The sequence below is a fragment of the Saccharothrix hoggarensis genome, assembly GCF_052936025.1.
This window is the reverse complement of record NZ_CP193624.1, coordinates 5,216,091-5,235,229: the sequence shown is the minus strand read 5'-3', so window position 1 is coordinate 5,235,229 and position 19,139 is coordinate 5,216,091. Positions and strand designations below refer to the sequence as shown.

Genomic DNA, 19,139 nt, shown 5'->3' with positions numbered 1-19,139 from the left:
GCCCGCAACGCCTGCCCCGCCCGTGAGCCCGTCGGTGGGTTCGCCCGTGCCGTCACCGTCGTCGTCCCCGCCCGCGCCCGCCGACCCGTCCTCCTCGGAGGGGTTCGACGTGCTGCTGTCGGGGACGGTGTTCCTGGACATCATCTTCACCGGCCTGCCCCGCCCGCCCGCGCCGGGCACCGAGGTGTGGGCCGAGGGCCTCGGGTCGTGCCCCGGCGGCATCGCGAACCTCGCCGTGGCGCTGAGCAGGCTGCAACTGCGCACCGCGTTGTCCGCCGCGTTCGGCGAGGACGCCTACGGGGACTTCTGCTGGGAGGTGCTGGCCGAGCAGGAAGGCGTCGACCTCTCCTACTGCCGCCGGTTCTACGGCTGGCACTCGCCGGTCACCGTGTCGATGGCGATGGACCGCGACCGCTCGATGGTGACGCACGGCCACCGGCCGCCCGTGTCGGCCGACGAGATGCTGAACCCGCCGCCCCGCACGCGCGCCTGCTTCGTCCACGTCGGCGCGGACGACGAGCGGTGGGTGTCCGCGGCGAAGGAGCAGGGCGCGCTGCTGTTCGCCGACATCGGGTGGGACCGGACCGAGCTGTGGGCGCCCGACCTGCTGCGCCGGCTCGAACCGTACGACGTGTTCCTGCCCAACGACGCCGAGGCGCAGCGGTACACGCGCTGTGACACGCCGGAGCGCGCTGCGGTGGCGTTGGCCGAGCACGTGCCCGTGGTGGTGGTGACGCGTGGTGGCGGTGGGGCGGTGGCGGTCGACTCGTCCACCGGCGAGGTGGTGGACGTGCCGGGCCTGAACGTCGCGCCGCTCGACTCGACCGGGGCGGGCGACGTGTTCGGCGCCGGGTTCGTGCTGGGGACGCTGGCCGAGTGGCCGCTGGCGCAGCGCGTGCGGTTCGCGAACCTGTGCGCCGCGCTGTCGGTGCAGCACTTCGGCGGGTCGCTGTCCGCGCCGGGATGGGTCGACATCGCCACCTGGTGGCGCACGGTGTCGCGGCGGCAGGACGACGAGCTGAAGGCGTACGGCTTCCTGGAGGACGTGCTGCCGCACCACGCGGGCGTCGAGGTCCGGCGGGCCAGCGCGACGATCAGGCTGCGCGCCTCGGGCTGATCCACGATCACCCGACAGTGATCTTGCCGCCCACCGAACACGTGTTCGATAATCGACGTGTCGCAAGTTCCTCCCACCCGCTTCGGGAGGTGCCGGGTCTCCCGCCGATCGGGCGTGAGGCTGATCACCCTGTCGCGCCCGGCGGCGTCCGCCGTCCGGCGCAGCGGGGTTTGACCACGGCGTGGAGTGGGCAGGAGTAACTTCGACGACCGTCGTCGGAGATCACGCCGAAACTTCTGCTCGTCGTCGAGCAACCCCCGGTGGTCGCCGTGCGACTTAGTCAGTGGGGGATTCCCGCGGGTGCTTGGAAGGGGTTGCTGGTTCAGTGTTCGCCGCGCGCGCGACAGGTCTGGTCAAGTTGGTGGGGTTGTGCTTCATGGCGGGCGTGCTCGTCGCGGCGCTGCTGTTCCCCGTGGTCGGCGGCCTCGGGCTGGCGTCCAACCGGGCCGCGGACACCGTGGACCAGACGTCCGGTGAGTTGACCAAGGCCGAGTTGCCGCTCGTGACCACCGTGCTCGACATGCACGGCCAGCCGATCGCCTACCTCTACGACCAGTACCGCGTCCCGGTGCCGTCCGAGGCCATCTCCGACACCATGAAGGCCGCGATCATCGCGGTCGAGGACAAGCGGTTCTTCGAGCACAAGGGCGTCGACTGGCAGGGCATCGCCCGTGCCGCCGCCAAGGCGGGCGTCGACGGCGAGACCACCCAGGGCGCCTCGACGATCACCCAGCAGTACGTGAAGAACTACCTCGCGTTCGTCGTCGGCAAGGGCTCCGAGGAGGCCTACGAGAAGGCGACCGAGGCGACGATCGGCCGCAAGATCAGCGAAGCGCGCATCGCCACGCAGCTCGAGCAGAAGATGACGAAGGACGAGATCCTCACCGCGTACCTCAACGTCGTCCCGTTCGGCAACGGCACGTACGGCGTCGGCGCGGCCGCCCGCACCTACTTCGACACCACGCCCGACAAGCTGACCGTGCCGCAGGCCGCGATGCTCGCCGGCCTGGTCAACGAGCCCAGCCGGCTCAACCCGGGCTCCGACGTGGACGCCGCGATCAAGCGCCGCAACACGGTGATCGACCGGATGCGCGACAACGGCGCGTTCGGCCCGGACCCGAAGGAAGCCGAGGAGAAGGCCGACGAGTACAAGGCCGCGGACATCGGCGTCGTCCCCGACCTGAAGCTGCTGCCCAACGGCTGCGTCGGCGCGGGCGACGGCCCCGTCTACGGCTTCTTCTGCCGCTACCTGATCGACTACCTCGACCGGGCGGGCCTGCCGTTCGAGGAGCTGAAGCGCGGCGGCTACACGATCACCACCACGATGGACCCGGTCGCCACCCGTGCCGCGAAGGAGTCCGCCGAGGCGCAGGTCCCGCGCACCCAGCCGGGCATCGCGAACGCGATGGCCGTGGTGCAGCCGGGGCAGGACAAGCACCGGGTGCGGGCGCTGGCCGCCAACCGCGACTTCGGCAACAACGCCGACGCCGGGCAGAGCGCCTACTCCATCCCGGCCGAGGTGACCAAGTTCGGCGCGGGCTCGATCTACAAGGTGTTCACCGCCGCCGCCGCGCTGGAGCGGGGCGTCACCGGCATCGACAAGCAGATCGACGTGCCGAAGACGTACACCTCGAAGGTCTACAAGGACGGCAGCAAGCCGTACGTGGTCCGCAACTCCGGCGACCACTACAAGGAGAAGATGACGTTGACCGAGGCGTTGGCGCAGTCGCCCAACACCGCGTTCATCATCCTCGAGGAGCAGGCCGGCCTGAACAACGTCGTCGACATGGCCTACCGGCTCGGCCTGCGCGAGTCGATGCAGGGCGTCAACGGCGCGGGCGACCCGCTGAAGCCGGACGGCTCCAACGGGCCGTCGCAGGGCGAGGAGTACAAGCGCGACAACAGCGGGTCGTTCACGCTCGGCGCCGGTCCGACCAGCGTGCTGGAGCTGGCGAACGTGTCCGCCACGATCGTGAACGGCGGCAAGTGGTGCCCGCCCACCCCGGTCGAGAAGGTCATCGACCGCAACGGGCAGCCCGTGCAGCTGAAGGAAGCCGCGTGCGACCAGGCCGTGGCCCCCGAGGTGGCGAACGCCCTGGCGAACGGCATGAGCGCCGACACCAAGCCCGGCGGCACCGCCGCGGCCGCGGCGGCCGGCTGGGACCGTCCCATGATCGGCAAGACCGGCACCACCGAGAACCACTGGTCGGTGGCGTTCATGGGCGCGACCCCGCAGTTCGCCGGCGCGGTCATGACCTTCACGGACGGCGTCGCGCCCCAGGTGATCTGCAGCGGCTCCCCGCCCAGGCTGTGCGGCCGGAACGACGCCGGCGGCGTCTTCGGTGGCCAGGTGGCCGCCCCGACCTGGTTCCGAGCCATGCGCGTGATCCACGAGGGCCAGCCGCCCCAGCCCCTCCCCCCAGTAGACCCCCGCTACCGCTAACCCCCACCACCGCGACCGCCGCCACCAGCCGGCTGCGCCACCTGGGTCGCCGCCGGCTGGGCGGCCATCGGCTCGCCGGTTGGCTGGCAGCCGAGCCGCCCTCGGTTCGCCGGCCGCTGGGCCATCTTGATTCGCCGGCCGGTTGGGCCGCCTTCGGTTCGCTGGCCGGTTGGGCGGCCATCGGCTCGCCTGCCAGCCGGGCGACCTCGGTTCGCCGGCTGGCTGCGCCACCTCGGTTCGCCAGCCAGCCGGGCGGCCCTGGATTCGCTTGCGGCCGGGACGCCGCCTTGGTCCGCCAGCCACCTCCGTCAGCCTGGGTTCGCTGGCGGACCGGACCGACCTTGGTTCGCAAGCCGACCAGACGACTTCCAATCTGCGCCAGCCCGCGCCAACGCTCTGCCGACCTGGGCTCGGGCGGCCGGCGCAGCCGGCTCCCTCAACCTCCCCTCAGCGGCACCTCCACCGACCTGCACGCAACTGCCGCCTCGGCCGACCTCTCGCCACCTTCGACCGCCACGGTCGTCCACTAAGTGAGACGAGGTCGGGCTGTCGCCGCGACCGGATTTTTACTTCCCCCGGCGTCCGTCACCCGACCATGCACCCGCACTGCATCCGCACTCCGAACCGCCCGCCTCGGACACCCTCACCGCCACACCGAGCGGTTGATCCCGCCCTGGACCCCCGGCACGCCGTTCGCACTTCCCGGCTTCACCACTCCACTCCGGGCGGCGATCTTTCCACCGTCCGACTTGAGCGCGCATGACCAGGCCATACGTGCGGGCCGACCCGTGCCGACCACCGCCGGATGACGATGTTGGGCGAGTCGAAGGGCGATCTAGGACGGGCTCCGATGACCATGGCGGGGATCGGGGCGGGACGTGTCCTTCGCGTCACCATCGCCGCTCCGCCGCGTCTCCGTCACGTCTCTGCGGGGCCGTCGGTCGTGGCTCGCGGACGGCGGCGCGCTCGGGTCGTCCGAACGACGCGCTGACCAGGCATTTGTAACGACGGAGTCGACCTTTATAACGTCAACATGCGGAACGAGCTGGTACTTGTTCACGCTAAGTGATGTTTGGTGTGTTGCCTCACCGGATAGGGCCAGCAGTTGCGGTGAGGGTTGCCCTTTCTGGTTACATCGGGTTACGGTCTCCGCCGCATGTCACGGTTCGGTCACCAATGGGACACGGCGTCGCTCCCCGAAAGCGGCACCACCTGGATCCCCCGCCAGGCGTCCCAGCTGGCCGACCGTGCTCCCCGATGCAGGAAGGCACTACCTTGGCACGCCATTCAGAAGCCCGTGGCCGACGCGTGTTCACCACGCCCCCCAACGCCACCGGCAACCGCTCCCACCGCGCGGAGTGCGACAGGTTCCCCGTGAGCGGGAAGGTCGCGGCCTTCGTCGTCGCGGCCGGCGCGCTCGCCTCCGGCGTCGGCGCCTCCAGCGGCACCGGCGACGCGCAGTTCCTCCCCGTCGGCGCCAGCTCCGACCTGGCAGTCGCGATGGCGCACAGCGCCGCGCCGCGGACCGCCGACATCAAGACCGTGCACGCCGACGTCCAGCCCGCGTACGAGGCCGCGAAGCTCGTGCGGTCCGAGGGCTTCTTCGTCCGGCAGCACATCGACATGGCCATCAAGCACGCGGCGGACAGCTACACCGCCCGGCAGGCCGAGTTGAAGCGGCTGAAGGACGCCGAGGACGCGGAGAAGGCCCGCATCGCCGCCGAAGAGGCGGAGAAGGCGCGCGTCGCCGCCGAGCAGGCGCAGGCGCAGCAGGCTCCTCCGGCCGTCAAGCAGGCCCCGGCCCCGGCCCCGGCTCCGGCCGCCGCCCCTCGGGTCAGCGCCGCGAAGCCGGCCGAGGGTTCGTTCACGTCCGGCTTCGGCGCTCGCTGGGGCACGACGCACTACGGCGTCGACATCGCCAACTCCATCGGCACCCCGATCCTGTCGGCGATGGACGGCGTGATCGTCGAAGCGGGTCCGGCGTCGGGCTTCGGCCTGTGGGTGCGCGTGCGGCACAACGACGGCACGATCACCGTCTACGGCCACGTCAACGAGATCCTCGTGTCCCAGGGTCAGCAGGTCCACGCGGGCCAGCAGATCGCCACCATGGGCAACCGCGGTCAGTCCACCGGCCCTCACCTGCACTTCGAGGTCTGGATCGGCGGCTCGCAGAAAATCGACCCCGTCGGCTGGCTGGGTGCGCGAGGCATCAGCCTCTGACCCACCGCCCCTCCCGCGGAAGATCACCTGCACGAATGAACGGGCGATCTCCGGCCAGCACCACGGGCGATGGTTCGCCGCACCACCGACACCCAATCCCGATACCGCCCACACCGGCGGCAGGTGGACGCTCCCGAAGCGCGTGCACCCAGCGGACGGACGGCTCCCGAACGCGTCCACCCCGCCTGCGCCATTGGCAACCACGCCGACCGGCCGTAGCGAGGGCACGCGCTCGCGGGCACGAGGTCCGTGGATCTGTAGGCACGCCATTGCCGTCCCCGTCGGGCAGCCAGGCGCGCTTCACAGGCGCTGGCTCCAGTGATGCCCGCTGCGCTGCCGCTCCAAACCTCGACTGTCGAGGTTGCGGATACGGGGGCGTGGGCCGGCCACTGTGGCGCCGTGCTCGCAGCGGAGCCTCCGGCGGCATACCGACCGGTCGGTACCTGCGGTACGGTGGGGGCGGGAACGCTTTGGGAGGCGAATGTGGGCCGTTGGGGAATCACGCTGCCGTTGACCGGGGTGCCGGTGCTCGACCACCGGGTGCTGGTGGCCGAGTTGGCGGACCTCGGCTACACCGACGTGTGGTCGGCGGAGACCGCGGGCACGGACGCGTTCACGCCGTTGGCCCTCGCGGCGCAGTGGTCGGACCGCCTCCGGCTCGGCACGGCCATCGCGCCGGTCTACACGCGCGGCCCGGCCACGCTCGCCATGACGGCCGCCACCCTGGCCGAGGTGTCGGGTGGGCGGTTCGTGCTGGGGATCGGGTCGTCGTCGCCGGTGATCGTGCAGCGCTGGAACGGGGTCGAGTTCAGCGAGCCGTTCAAGCGCACGCGGGACACCTTGCGCTTCCTCAAGGCCGCGCTCGCGGGCGAGAAGGTGACCGAGGAGTACGACACGTTCTCGGTGCGCGGCTTCCGGCTGGAGCGCACGCCCGAGCACCGGGTGCCGATCATGCTCGCCGCGCTGCGCCCCGGCATGCTGCGCCTGGCCGGCCGGGAGGCGGACGGCGCCATCACCAACTGGCTCGGCGCCGACGACGTCACCAAGGTGCGCGCCGAGATGGGCGCCGACGGCGAGCTGGCCGCCCGGATCTTCGTCTGCCCGACCGAGGACGCGGACGCCGCGCGCGCGTTGGGCCGTATGTTGATCAGCACCTACCTGACCGTGCCCGCCTACGCGGCCTTCCACGAGTGGCTGGGGCGCGGCGAGGCGTTGCGACCCATGCACGAGGCGTGGGCGGCCGGGGATCGGCGCGGGGCGGCGGCCCTGATCCCCGACGAGGTGGTCGACGCGCTGATCGTGCACGGCAGCGTGGACGAGTGCCGGGCGCACGTCGCGAAGTACGCCGCCAACGGTGTCGACACGCCGGTCATCGCCCTCCTGCCCACCGGCGCGGACCAGGCCGAGCTGGCACGCGCGCTCGCGCCCGGAGCCTGACGGTGGCGCGGCGGGCCGGCGCGACGTCCGAGCGGATCGTGGGCGCGGCCGTGCGGTTGTTCGCCGCGAAGGGGTTCGACGGGACGACGGTGCAGGAGGTCGTCGAGGCGGCCTCCGTCACCAAGGGCGCGCTCTACCACTACTTCGGGTCCAAGGACGACCTGCTGTTCGAGATCTACCGGTCGCTGATCGGACGCCAGATGGCCGACCTCGACCGGATCGTCGCGGCCCGCCTGGACGCGGCCACCACCGTGCGGCAGATCCTGGTCAGCCTGGTCGAGACGACCGCGCGGAGCGTGGACGAGACGGCCGTGTTCGTCCGCGAGATGCACCGGCTCGACGCCGACCGGATGACCACCTTCCGGGCCGAGCGGCGGCGGTACCACGAGACGTTCCGGGCGGTCGTCGAGCAGGCGCAGGAGGCGGGGGAGTTCAGCGCGGCGGTGCCGGCCGACACGGCGGTGCTGATCGCGCTCGGCGTCGTCAACCAGCTGCCGACCTGGTACCGGCCGGACGGGCCCAAGTCGCCCGCCCGGCTCGGCGCGGAGATCGCCGACTTCATCCTCGCCGGACTCCGCCCGTGACCCGGAGACGGTGACCCGAGCCCGTGACCCGGAGGCCGTGACCTGAAGGCCGTGACCTGAAGGCCGTGACCTGAAGGCCGTGACCTGAAGGCCGTGACCCGGAGGCCGGAGCCCGGAGCCGGGTGCTCGCGGATCAGGCCGTGCGGTCGGCGTGCCGGCGCAGCGAGGCCAGCGCCTTGTCCGCGTGGGCGTTCATGGCGAACTCGGATTTGATGACGTCGATCACGGTCCGGTCGGTGTCGATCACGAACGTGTGCCGCTTCACCGGCAGCGGTCCGAACCGGCGCTTCACGTCGAAGCTCGCGGCCACCTCGCCGTCGGCGTCCGACAGCAACGGGTAGTCGAAGGAGTGCTTGTCGGCGAACTGCCGCTGCTTCGCCACCGGGTCCGGGCTGATCCCCACGCGCTGCGCCCCGACCTCGGCGAACTCGGCTGCCAGGTCGCGGAAGTGGCAGCTCTCGGCGGTGCACCCGGTGGTCATCGCGGCCGGGTAGAAGAACAGCACCACGGGGCCCGCGGCGAGCAGTTCGGACAGGGCCCGCGGGGTGCCGTCCTGGTCGGGGAGGGTGAAGTCGGGTGCCTGGTCGCCTGGCTTCATGAGCTTCCTTCCGCAGGGTGTCGATCACGTCCCGGAGGGTGTTCGCGCCAGTCCACCGTACGGTTCTCGCTAATCTCGTAGCAGGCCGGGAGGTGTGAGTTGACGAGCATGTCCGACGTCGCGCGGGCGGCCGGGGTGTCCGCCGCGACGGTGTCGCGGGCGCTGCGCGGCGAGCCCGGCGTGTCCGAGGCGACCCGCCGGTACGTCACCGAGGTCGCGAAGAAGATGCGCTACGCGATCGCCCGGGACGCGTCGAGCCTCGCGGGCGGCCGCCGGTACGCCATCGCCGTCCTCACCGCCGACGTGGGCCGCGGCGACCTGCTCGCGGGCGCGGAGGGCGCGCTGCGGCAGGCCGGGTACGACGTCCTGCTGTACGTGCTGCGCGACGACGACACGCGCGCGCGGTTCTTCGAGGAGCTGCCGCTGGCGCGGCGGGTGGACGGGGTGCTGGCCCTGTCGGTGAACCTCACCGACGCCGAGGACGCCGCGCTGACGAGCCTGGACGTGCCGGTGGTCGCGGTGTGGGACGACGACCTGCGCGAGGCGCTGCGGCTGGCGGCCGACCACCTGCTGGGCCTGGGGCACCGGGACGTGGCGCTCGTGCTGGCCGGCGACATCGACGAGTCGTACGACGAGCTGCTGGTCGCCGAGGGCCTGTCGGTACGTCCGGAGTGGACGCTGTGGTCGTCGTCGACGGTCGCGGGCGGCGAGCAGGTGGTCGACGCGCTGCTGGACGGCGAACGCCTGCCGACCGCCGTCGTCAGCACCAGCGGCGAGGTCGCGCTCGGATTGTTCCTGCGGCTGCGCCGCGACGGGCGGGACGTGCCGGGTGACGTGTCGATCGTCAGCCTCGAAGGCCCGGACCTGGCCCGCGCGGTCGGCATCACGGCGGTCGAGGGCGCGTGGCGGGAACGCGGCGAGCACGCGGTCGACGTGCTGCTGGCCCGGCTGCGCGGCGAGGAGGACCAGACCGAGCCGCCGTCGGTGCGACTGGTCGTGCGGGATTCAACCGGCCCGGCCGGGGTACATGGATCTGGGGACACGGACGGGTGACACCCGACCGGGGCATTAACCCCACGTGACTTCCTGCAACCTTTGGGTGACCACACACGACCGGCCTGGCTTCGGACAGGTCTAGGAGGCGAAGCTGTCCGGCGTGGACGACGAGCTCGCGGCACTGGCCGAGGCCCACGGCGTGGCCACCTTCTACGAGGACGCCGGCCAGCGCCGCGCCGACGTCGAGCCGGACGTCGTGGTGGCGGTGCTCGCGCAGCTGGACGTGGACGCCTCCACCCCGGAGGCGGTGCGCCGCGCGCTCGCCGCGCCCACACCGCCGCCCCGGACGGTCGTCCTGCGCGAGGGCGACGTCCTGGACGGGCCGGGCTCCGTCGAGCTGGAGGACGGCGGCCGCGTCGAGCTGCCCGCCGCGTTGCCGCTCGGCTACCACCGGCAGGGTGAGCGCACCGTCATCGTGGCGCCGCGCAAGCTCGCGCCCGTGCCCCGGTCGTGGGGCTGGATGCTCCAGCTGTACGCGATGCGGTCGGCCGGGTCGTGGGGCATGGGCGACTACGGCGACCTGGCGACCCTGGCCCGGCGCAGCGCCGCCGAACTGGGCGCGGGCGTGCTGCTCGTCAACCCGGTGCAGGCGATCAGCCCCACGTCGCCGGTCGAGCGGTCCCCGTACTCGCCGTCGAGCCGCCGGTTCGCCAACCCCCTCTACCTGCGCGTCGAGGACGTCCCCGCCTACCGGGACGTCGACGCCGCGACTCGCGCGGAGATCGACGCGCTGCGCCCGCCGAACGACACCGAGCTGATCGACTACGACGCCGTGTGGGCGGCGAAGGCCAAGGCGCTGGAACTGCTGTGGCCGCACGTCGAGCACCGCGCGCCCGAGGGCGAGCTCCTGGACTTCGCCCGGTTCTGCGCGCTTGCCGAGGTGCACGGGCCGGACTGGCGGGAGTGGCCGCCGGAGCAGCGCGACCCGGCCACCGCGACCGCCGACCCGGACCGCGTGAACTTCCACGCGTGGCTCCAGGAGCTGTGCGAGGAGCAACTGGCCGCCGCACGCCGTGCCGCGCGTGACGCGGGCATGCCCGTCGGCGTCGTGCACGACCTGCCGGTGGGCGTGAACCCGGGCGGCGCGGACACGTGGGCCGTGCGGGACGCGTTCGCCGCGGACGTCACGGTCGGCGCGCCGCCGGACGCGTTCAGCCGCCTCGGCCAGGACTGGCGCCTGCCGCCGTGGCGGCCGGACCGGCTCGCCGAGCAGGGCTACGAGCCGTTCCGCGCCGTGGTGCGCAGCGTGCTGCGGCACGCGGACGGCATCCGCATCGACCACGTCGCCGGGCTGTGGCGGCTGTGGTGGATCCCGCCGGGCGAGCCGCCGAAGCGCGGGACGTACGTGCACTACGACTCGGACGCCATGCTCGCCGTGCTGACGCTGGAGGCGCACCGCGCGGGCGCGGTGGTGGTGGGGGAGGACCTGGGCACGATCGAGCCGAAGGTCACCCGCGCGCTGCACGAGCACGGGATGCTCAGCTCCGCCGTGCTGTGGTTCCAGCGCGAGTACGACCTGCCCGAGCACCCGCTGATCCCGCCCGAGAAGTGGACCGCGTCGGCGATGGCGAGCATCTCCACGCACGACCTGCCGACCGTGGCCGGGTTCCTCGACGCCGAACACGTTCGGGTACGAGCGGAGCTCGGGCAGTTTGAAGGTCCCGTCGAGGGGGAATACCGGGCCGCCGGGCAGGAGCGGGCTGAATTGGTCGAACTCCTCAAGCAGGAGGGAGTTCGTGCCGATGACCTGGTTACGGCGTTCCACACACTTCTCGCGAAGGCCCGTTCCGTGCTCGTGCTGACATCGCCGCAGGACGCGCTCGGCGAGACCCGCCAGCCGAACCTGCCCGGGACCACCGACCAGTACCCGAACTGGCGCATCCCGCTGCCCGTCGCGCTCGACGACCTGTTCGCCGACTCGCGGGTGCGCCGCGTCGCCGCCGTGCTGGCCGAGGGGCGCGGCGCGCCGCCCGAGGGGAGCGGACCGTGAACCGAGCGGACGGGGCCGTCGCCCCGCCGGGGTGGACCGTGAACCGACCGGGTCGGGCCGTGACCTCGCCGGGTCGGACCGAAAGCCGTCGGGCCGCGGGTCGTCCGGGCCGGGCGGCTCAGGGCCTCCGTCAGGTCGCGGACCATCCACGCGGGCCGGTCCACCGTCCAGGTGGGACCATCGGCCCGGAGGTCGGCCGCGACACCGGCCGGACCGCCAACCGCAACACGCACGTCACCGCGCGCCGCCCCGCCGCGGAGTATCGTCAAGCAGTCACCCGCGCCATGGTTGGAGGTGGCATTCACCCGTGAACACCGATGTGGTGTCCCGTACCGGGCTGGTGCCCGAGCAGGCCGTCCCCCAGAGCAGCCCCGCGGACGCTCTGGAAATGACCGTCGAGAGGGTTCTGCTGGCCGTCAGGCCGTCGAACCTCGCCGACCCGATGTCCGGAGCCCGCCACGCCGAGGAGTCCCTCCGGGACGTCCTGCGGCGCACGGAGGCCGGGCGCGACCGCACCCTGTCCCAGGCCGTCGCGTGCGTCGAGGCCGCGTGCGAGCACCTGCGCTACTGCGAGCTCCAAGAGGCGCGGTTGCTGTTGGTTGCAGCACGTGGGCAGCTCGTCAGGTCGCACTCCGCCGCCACATGATCTAGAACGGTAGGGGTTCGGATCATCCCAGCTCGTCCGGAGGAATCCCTGTGCGGCCTTGGCCCGGAACGCCCTACCCGCTCGGCGCCGCTTACGACGGCGTGGGCACCAACTTCACCCTCTTCTCCGAGGTCGCGGAGTACGTCGAGCTGTGCTTGTTCGACGACGACGGGACCGAGACCCGCGTGCGGCTGCCGGAGGTGGACGGTTTCGTCCACCACGGTTACCTGCTGGGCATCGGGCCGGGCCAGCGGTACGGCTACCGCGTGCACGGCCCGCACGACCCGGAACGCGGGCTGCGCTGCAACCCGAACAAGCTGCTGATCGACCCGTACGCGAAGGCGATCACCGGCGGCGTCGACTGGCACGAGTCGCTGTTCGGCTACCAGTTCGGCGACCCCGACGCGCGCAACGACGAGGACTCGGCCGGCCACGTGCCGCTGTCCGTGGTGGTGAACCCGTTCTTCGACTGGGCGAACGACCGCCCGCCGAAGACCCCGTACAACGAGTCGGTCATCTACGAGACGCACGTGCGCGGCCTGACGATGCAGCACCCCGGCGTGCCCGAACGGTTGCGCGGCACGTACGCGGGCCTGGCGCACCCGGCGGTGATCGAGCACCTGCAGGGCCTCGGCGTGACGGCGGTCGAGCTGATGCCCGTGCACCAGTTCATCACCGATCACGGCCTGCAGCAGAAGGGCCTGCGGAACTACTGGGGTTACAACACGATCGGGTTCTTCGCGCCGCACGACGGTTACGCGGCGTTGCCGGAGTCGGCGAACCAGGTGCAGGAGTTCAAGGGCATGGTGCGGGCCCTGCACGAGGCCGGCATGGAGGTCATCCTCGACGTGGTCTACAACCACACCGCCGAGGGCAACCACCTCGGCCCGACGCTGTCCATGCGCGGCATCGACAACCAGGCGTACTACCGGCTGGTGGAGGACGACCCGAAGTTTTACATGGACTACACGGGCACCGGGAACTCGCTGAACGTGCGCAGCCCGCACACCCTCCAGCTGATCATGGACTCGTTGCGGTACTGGGTGACCGAGATGCGGGTGGACGGGTTCCGGTTCGACCTGGCGGCCACCCTGGCCCGCGAGTTCTACGACGTGGACCGGCTGTCGACGTTCTTCGACCTGGTGCAGCAGGACCCCGTGGTCTCGCAGGTGAAGCTGATCGCCGAGCCGTGGGACGTCGGGCCCGGCGGGTACCAGGTGGGCAACTTCCCGCCGTTGTGGACGGAGTGGAACGGCAAGTACCGCGACACCGTGCGCGACTTCTGGCGTGGCGAGCCCGCGACGCTCGGCGAGTTCGCGTCGCGCATCACCGGCTCGTCCGACCTGTACAAGGACGACGGCCGCCGGCCCTACGCGTCGATCAACTTCGTCACCGCGCACGACGGGTTCACGCTCAACGACCTGGTGTCGTACAACGACAAGCACAACGACGCCAACGGCGAGGACGGCCGGGACGGCGCGGACGACAACCGGTCGTGGAACTGCGGCGTCGAGGGGCCGACGGACGACCCGGAGGTCAACGAGCTGCGGGCCAGGCAGCGGCGGAACCTGCTGGCCACGACGCTGCTGTCGCAGGGCGTGCCGATGCTGCTGCACGGTGACGAGATCGGCCGCACCCAGCACGGCAACAACAACGCGTACTGCCAGGACAACGAGCTGTCGTGGGTGGACTGGACGCTCGCGGAGAAAAACCGCGACCTGCTGGACTTCACGTCGGCGCTCACCGCGTTCCGGCACAAGCACCCCGTGCTGCGGCGGCGCCGGTTCTTCCAGGGCAACCCGATCCGCAAGGGCGACGAGCTGCGCGACATCGCCTGGTTCACCCCGTCGGGTGAGGAGATGACAGAGCAGAACTGGGGTGACGACTTCGGTCGCTGCGTCGTCGTGTTCCTCAACGGCGAGGGCATCCCGGACGTCGACCAGCGGGGCATGCGGGTGCTGGACGACTCGTTCCTGCTCGCGTTCAACGCGCACCACGAGGACATCGAGGTGACGCTGCCCGAGGAGGGGTACGGCGCGCAGTGGACGGTCGTGATCGACACGGCGACCGGCGAGGTCCGGCCGCCCGAGGAGGGTGAGCCGGTGCCGGCGGGCGGCACGATCGTGCTGACCGCGCGCTCGCTGGTGGTGCTGCAGCGGACGGGTCAGGAATGACGGCCGGCGGCGGAACGGCGCGCGGGTCGGCCGGGGAAGCGGTGGACGGTTCGGCGCGTGGCGCGGCGGACGGCAGGGCTGCGGCCGGCGTGACGGCTGGCGCGGCGGGTTCGGCGCGTGAAGCGGCGGCGGGCGTGTCGGCGGACGCGGTGGGTTCGGCGGCCGGCGGGGCGGGTTCGGCGCGTGGAACGGCGGCGGGTTCGGCGGCGAGCACGGCGGCCGACGGGGCTGCGGCCGGCGGGGCGGAGGGCGCGGCCGGCGGGGCTGCGGAGCGGTCGGCGGGCCCGGAATTGTCGGACCCCGCCGGTAAAATCAAAGCAGGGGTCCCCTGGGGGGGACGCCTGCGAAGCGAGTCCTCCGAGGGCGGGGCGCCGGCGTCCACCTACCGCATCCAGTTCACGCCCGACTTCACCTTCGCGGACGCCGAGGCGGTCGTGGACTACCTCGACGCGTTGGGCGTGGGGGCGTTGTACGCGTCACCGGTCCTCGAAGCGGTGCCCGGGTCGACCCACGGCTACGACGTGGTCGACCCGACCCGCGCCCGCGACGAGCTCGGCGGCGAGTCGGGCCGGTTGGCGCTGCACGCGGCGGTCAAGAGGGCCGGGCTGGGGTTCGTGCTGGACATCGTGCCCAACCACATGGCGGTCGGTCCCGACGACGTCAACCAGTGGTGGTGGGACGTGCTCCAGCACGGCCGCGACTCGCGGTACGCGCGGTTCTTCGACATCGACTGGGACTCCGGGCCGCTGCTGCTGCCGTTCGCCGCCGACGAGGCGTCGGAGGAGGAGCACGCGCACTACCGGCTCGTCGACTGGCGGCGCGGCAACGCGGAGCTGAACTACCGGCGCTTCTTCGACATCACGACGTTGGCCGCGGTGCGGGTCGAGGACCCCGAGGTGTTCGAGGCGACGCACGGCGAGGTGCTGCGGTGGGTCGCGGCGGGCGAGGTGACGGGCCTGCGGGTCGACCACCCGGACGGGCTCGCCGACCCCGGCGGGTATGTGCGGCGGCTCAAGGAACGCGCGGGCGTCTGGCTGGTCGTGGAGAAGATCCTCGGCGCGGACGAGCGCCTGCCCGCGAGCTGGCCCGTCGACGGCACCACCGGCTACGACGCGTTGCGCGAGGTGTGCGGGCTGTTCGTGGACCCGGCGGGCGAGGCCGGGTTCACCGCGCTGGCCGAGGAGTTCGGCGTGCCGACCGACTTCGCCGCCGTCGAGCACGAGTGCCGGACCCTGGTGACGGACACCATCCTGCGCGCCGAGGTGCGCCGGATCGCCGCCCTGGTGGACCACCCGGACCGGGCGCAGGCGGAACAGGCGGTCGCCGAGGTGATGGTCGCGTTCCCCGTCTACCGCTCGTACCTGCCCGAAGGGCTGGACGCGTGGGCGGCGGCGGTGGCGTCGGCGACGAGCCCGGCGGCACGGGCGCTCGACCGGCAGGTGCGGGCCGACCCGCGGGGCGAGCTGGCCACGCGCATCCAGCAGACGTCCGGCATGGTCGTCGCCAAGGGCACCGAGGACACCGCGTTCTACCGGTTCACCCGGTTCGCGGCGCTCAACGAGGTCGGCGGCGCGCCCGACCGGTTCGGCGTGCCGGTCGAGGAGTTCCACTCGCGGGCGGCGTTGCGGGAAGCCGGGTCGCCGGCGGCGATGACGGCGCTGTCGACGCACGACACCAAGCGGTCCGAGGACGTGCGGGCCCGGCTCGCGGTGCTGGCCGAGATGCCGGAGCAGTGGGCCGAGCACGTCCGCCGGTGGTCCGCCGCGCACCCGATCGACGAGCCGTCGCTGCACTCCCTGGCGTGGCAGTCGCTCGTCGGCGCGTGGCCCATCACGGCCGACCGGATGAGCGCCTACCTCGACAAGGCGGCCAAGGAGTCGAAGGTCCGCACCACGTGGGTCGACCACGACGAGGAGTTCGAGGCGGCCGTCGCGGCGTGGCCGGAGCAGGTCCTGACCGGCCCGGTGGCCGCCGAGGTGGCCGAGTTCGCCGAGCGGATCGTGCGGCCCGGCTGGTCCAACGCCCTGGGGCAGAAGCTCGTGCAGCTGACCGCCCCCGGCGTGCCGGACGTCTACCAGGGCACCGAGCTGTGGGACCTGTCCCTGGTCGACCCGGACAACCGGCGGCCGGTCGACTACGAGGTGCGGCGGCGGCTGCTGGCGCGGATAGAGGACGGCTGGCTGCCCGACGTGGACGACTCGGGCGCGGCGAAGCTGCTCGTCGTGCACCGGGCGCTGCGGTTGCGCCGGGACCGGCCCGAGCTGTTCCGCGGCTACCGGCCGCTGGCCGCGACGGGCCCGACCGGACCGCACGCAGTCGCGTTCGAACGGACCGGCCTGGTTGCCGTGGCCACCCGGCTTCCGGTGGGGTTGGCGAACGCGGGCGGCTGGGGTGACGCGGAACTGCCGCTGCCGCCGGGGGAGTGGACCGACGTGCTCACCGGCCGTCCCGCCGCCCCGCGGTTGGCGGACCTGTTGGACCACTACCCGGTGGCGCTGCTGGTGGACCAGCGGCGGGACCGGCAGACGGACTGAGGAGATCAGTGGCTTTCTCGGTGTGGGCGCCCGCGCACGACCGCGTCCGGGTCCGGGTCGACGGTCGGGACCACGAGATGACCGCCGGCCCGGACGGGTGGTGGCGCTCGGACGTGCCCGCGGCGGCGGGAACGGACTACGCGTTCGTGCTGGACGACTCCGGCGACGCCCTGCCCGACCCGCGGTCGCGGTGGCAGCCGGACGGCGTGCACGGCCCGTCCCGCGTGTACGACCACTCGGCGTTCGAGTGGACCGACCAGGCGTGGACGGGTCGCGCGCTGCCGGGTGCGGTGGTCTACGAGCTGCACATCGGCACGTTCACGCCGGCCGGCACGTTCGACGGCGCGGTGGAGCGGCTGGACCACCTGGTGGAGCTGGGCGTCACGCACGTCGAGGTCATGCCGGTGAACTCGTTCGACGGCACCGCGGGCTGGGGCTACGACGGGGTGCTGTGGGGCGCGGTGCACGAGCCGTACGGCGGGCCGGACGGGTTCAAGCGGTTCGTGGACGCGTGCCACGCGCGCGGGCTGGCCGTGCTGCTGGACGTGGTCTACAACCACCTCGGGCCGTCCGGCGCGTACCTCGACCGGTTCGGGCCGTACTTCGCGGGCAGCAACGACTGGGGTCCGGGCCTGAACCTGGACGGCGAGGGCTCCGACGAGGTCCGCCGGTACGTGATCGACAACGCGCTGGGCTGGCTGCGGGACTTCCACGTGGACGGGCTGCGGCTCGACGCCGTGCACGCCCTCGTGGACCGCAGCGCGCTGCACGTGCTGGAGCAGCTGGCCGTCGAGGTGGAGGCGTTGTCCGCCGCGGTGCGCCGGCCGCTGACGCTGATCGCCGAGTCGGACCTCAACGACGCCCGGCTGGTGACGGCGCGGGAGGGCGGCGGCTACGGCCTGCACGCCCAGTGGTCCGACGACCTGCACCACGCGCTGCACGTCGCGTTGAGCGGGGAGACGTTCGGCTACTACCCGGACTTCGAGGGCGCGCTGGGCCGGACGTTGCGCGAGGTGTTCTTCCACGCCGGCACGTGGTCGTCGTTCCGGGGCAGGCGCCACGGCCGCCCGGTGGACCGCGACCGGCTGCCCGGCCACCGGTTCCTCGCCTACCTGCAGAACCACGACCAGGTCGGCAACCGGGCCACCGGGGACCGGCTGTCGGCGACGGTGCCGTGGCAGCGGCTCGCGGTGGGCGCGGCGATCGTGCTGTCCTCCCCCTACACGCCGATGATCTTCATGGGCGAGGAGTGGGCGGCGAGCACGCCGTGGCAGTTCTTCGCGTCGTTCCCGGACCCCGAGCTGGCCGAGGCCGTGCGCACGGGGCGGCGGCGCGAGTTCGGCCGGCACGGGTGGGGCGAGTCGGAGGTGCCCGACCCGATGGACCCGGAGACCGTGCGCCGGTCCACGTTGCGCTGGGACGAGGTGACCACACCGGGCCACGTGGAGCTGTTCGACGTGTACCGGGCGCTGATCGCGCTGCGCCGGTCGCGGCCCGAGCTGGCCGACCCGCGGCTGGACCGGTTCGTGGTGCGCGAGGAGGGCTCGGTGCTCGTGCTGCACCGCGGGGCGCTGCGCGTGGTGTGCAACCTGGGCGGGGCCGCCGAGGTGCGGCTCGACGCCGAGGCGGGCGCGGTGCTGCTCGCGTCGGCCGAGGTGGAGGTGGACGGGCAGGCGGTGCGCCTGCCCGGTGACGCGTTCGCGATCGTCGAGGTCACCCCATCGGGTCCCACTCCAACGGGTTTCACTCCACCGGGTCCAGTGGCAGCCAGCCCACCTCGGTGAGCTTCTCGGCGAGCAGCTGGCCGGCCAGGGTGACCTGGTCGGCCAGTTGTCTTCGCACCTCCGGCCGGTCGTCGCCGGAGCCCTGCGCCGCGTCGTAGGCCGCGACCAGCCGCCGTGCCGCGTGCACGACGTCGGCGCCGGGCCACTCGGAGGCCGCGGCGCGGTGGCGGGGCTCGACGGGGGAGTGCACGGCGCGCACGGCCTGGCGCGGCCCCAGTTCGGTCGAGAGGTCGAGCAGCTTCAGCGCGATCGTGTGCAGCTTCACGTTGTGGTGCTGCGACATGCGGACCAGGAGCTGGAACCCCTCCTGGGGCGTGCAGCCCTGGACGGCCGATATCAAGCCGGTGGCCTGCCCGATCACGGTGCGGGTCTGCACCGCCTTGCGCAGCCCCACCACCTCGGCCTCGAGGCTGGCGATCCGCGCGGTCAGCGAATCGTCACGGCCGTTGTCCCCGACCACGGTCGGGCTCCTCTCTCGCACGTCGGTACCGGTCAGCCAGGCCAGTAGCGCGAGAGCTCCAGGACACGCGGGTGCCAGCACCGGCAAGCCCACAGC

At 72.4% G+C, this 19,139-nt stretch carries 13 protein-coding genes; 11 read left to right on the top strand and 2 right to left on the bottom strand.

Annotated elements, in window-relative coordinates; translation table 11 throughout:
• Positions 1-46: 46 nt before the first annotated feature.
• The 5 genes from ACRAKH_RS23465 (at position 47) to ACRAKH_RS23445 (ending at position 7,801) form a co-directional block, all read left to right on the top strand.
• Positions 47-1,117, top strand: a complete 1,071-nt coding sequence (locus ACRAKH_RS23465) for a carbohydrate kinase family protein (RefSeq protein WP_380725933.1) — start codon at positions 47-49, stop codon at positions 1,115-1,117.
• A 325-nt stretch (positions 1,118-1,442) separates the two neighbouring features.
• A complete protein-coding gene (locus ACRAKH_RS23460) occupies positions 1,443-3,560 on the top strand; it encodes a transglycosylase domain-containing protein (protein ID WP_447009292.1) in 2,118 nt (705 codons plus the stop codon).
• Positions 3,561-4,934: 1,374 nt separating this feature from the next.
• Positions 4,935-5,780, top strand: coding sequence for a M23 family metallopeptidase (locus ACRAKH_RS23455; RefSeq protein ID WP_380725929.1), 846 nt, complete (start codon positions 4,935-4,937; stop codon positions 5,778-5,780).
• Between the two features lie 483 nt (positions 5,781-6,263).
• Complete coding sequence (locus ACRAKH_RS23450) at positions 6,264-7,217, top strand: LLM class F420-dependent oxidoreductase (RefSeq protein WP_380725927.1); 954 nt, start codon at positions 6,264-6,266, stop codon at positions 7,215-7,217.
• Between the two features lie 2 nt (positions 7,218-7,219).
• Complete coding sequence (locus tag ACRAKH_RS23445; protein ID WP_380725925.1) at positions 7,220-7,801, top strand: TetR/AcrR family transcriptional regulator; 582 nt, start codon at positions 7,220-7,222, stop codon at positions 7,799-7,801.
• Positions 7,802-7,934: 133 nt separating this feature from the next.
• Here ACRAKH_RS23445 and ACRAKH_RS23440 read toward each other — a convergent pair whose 3' ends face one another.
• A complete protein-coding gene (locus ACRAKH_RS23440; protein ID WP_380725923.1) occupies positions 7,935-8,399 on the bottom strand; it encodes a peroxiredoxin in 465 nt (154 codons plus the stop codon).
• Positions 8,400-8,507: 108 nt separating this feature from the next.
• Here ACRAKH_RS23440 and ACRAKH_RS23435 point away from each other — a divergent pair, with 108 nt between their 5' ends.
• The 6 genes from ACRAKH_RS23435 (at position 8,508) to treZ (ending at position 18,583) form a co-directional block, all read left to right on the top strand.
• Positions 8,508-9,452, top strand: coding sequence for a LacI family DNA-binding transcriptional regulator (locus ACRAKH_RS23435; protein WP_380725921.1), 945 nt, complete (start codon positions 8,508-8,510; stop codon positions 9,450-9,452).
• 103 nt (positions 9,453-9,555) lie between these two features.
• On the top strand, positions 9,556-11,445 hold the full coding sequence (malQ, locus tag ACRAKH_RS23430; RefSeq protein WP_380725919.1) for a 4-alpha-glucanotransferase: 1,890 nt from the start codon (positions 9,556-9,558) through the stop codon (positions 11,443-11,445).
• A gap of 307 nt (positions 11,446-11,752) precedes the next feature.
• Complete coding sequence (locus ACRAKH_RS23425) at positions 11,753-12,091, top strand: hypothetical protein (RefSeq protein WP_380725917.1); 339 nt, start codon at positions 11,753-11,755, stop codon at positions 12,089-12,091.
• 50 nt (positions 12,092-12,141) lie between these two features.
• Positions 12,142-14,265 carry a glycogen debranching protein GlgX gene (glgX, locus tag ACRAKH_RS23420; protein WP_380725915.1) on the top strand — a complete coding sequence of 708 codons (2,124 nt, stop codon included), beginning with the start codon at positions 12,142-12,144 and terminating at the stop codon, positions 14,263-14,265.
• A 341-nt stretch (positions 14,266-14,606) separates the two neighbouring features.
• Positions 14,607-16,799 (top strand): malto-oligosyltrehalose synthase, encoded by a 2,193-nt coding sequence (gene treY / locus ACRAKH_RS23415; protein WP_380729038.1) that lies wholly within the window; start codon positions 14,607-14,609, stop codon positions 16,797-16,799.
• Positions 16,800-16,807: 8 nt separating this feature from the next.
• Positions 16,808-18,583: a malto-oligosyltrehalose trehalohydrolase gene (gene treZ, locus ACRAKH_RS23410; RefSeq protein WP_380729024.1), complete on the top strand. Its 1,776-nt coding sequence runs from the start codon at positions 16,808-16,810 to the stop codon at positions 18,581-18,583.
• Here treZ and ACRAKH_RS23405 read toward each other — a convergent pair.
• Complete coding sequence (locus ACRAKH_RS23405) at positions 18,543-19,043, bottom strand: ANTAR domain-containing protein (RefSeq protein WP_380729026.1); 501 nt, start codon at positions 19,041-19,043, stop codon at positions 18,543-18,545. The genes treZ and ACRAKH_RS23405 overlap by 41 nt on opposite strands.
• Positions 19,044-19,139 lie beyond the last annotated feature (96 nt).

What these genes read in the sequence shown, in the direction of transcription:
- ACRAKH_RS23440 (WP_380725923.1), bottom strand. Translation starts at nt 8,399, where the DNA reads ATGAAGCCAGGCGACCAGGCACCCGACTTCACCCTCCCCGACCAGGAC.
- ACRAKH_RS23435 (WP_380725921.1), top strand. Translation starts at nt 8,508, where the DNA reads ATGTCCGACGTCGCGCGGGCGGCCGGGGTGTCCGCCGCGACGGTGTCG.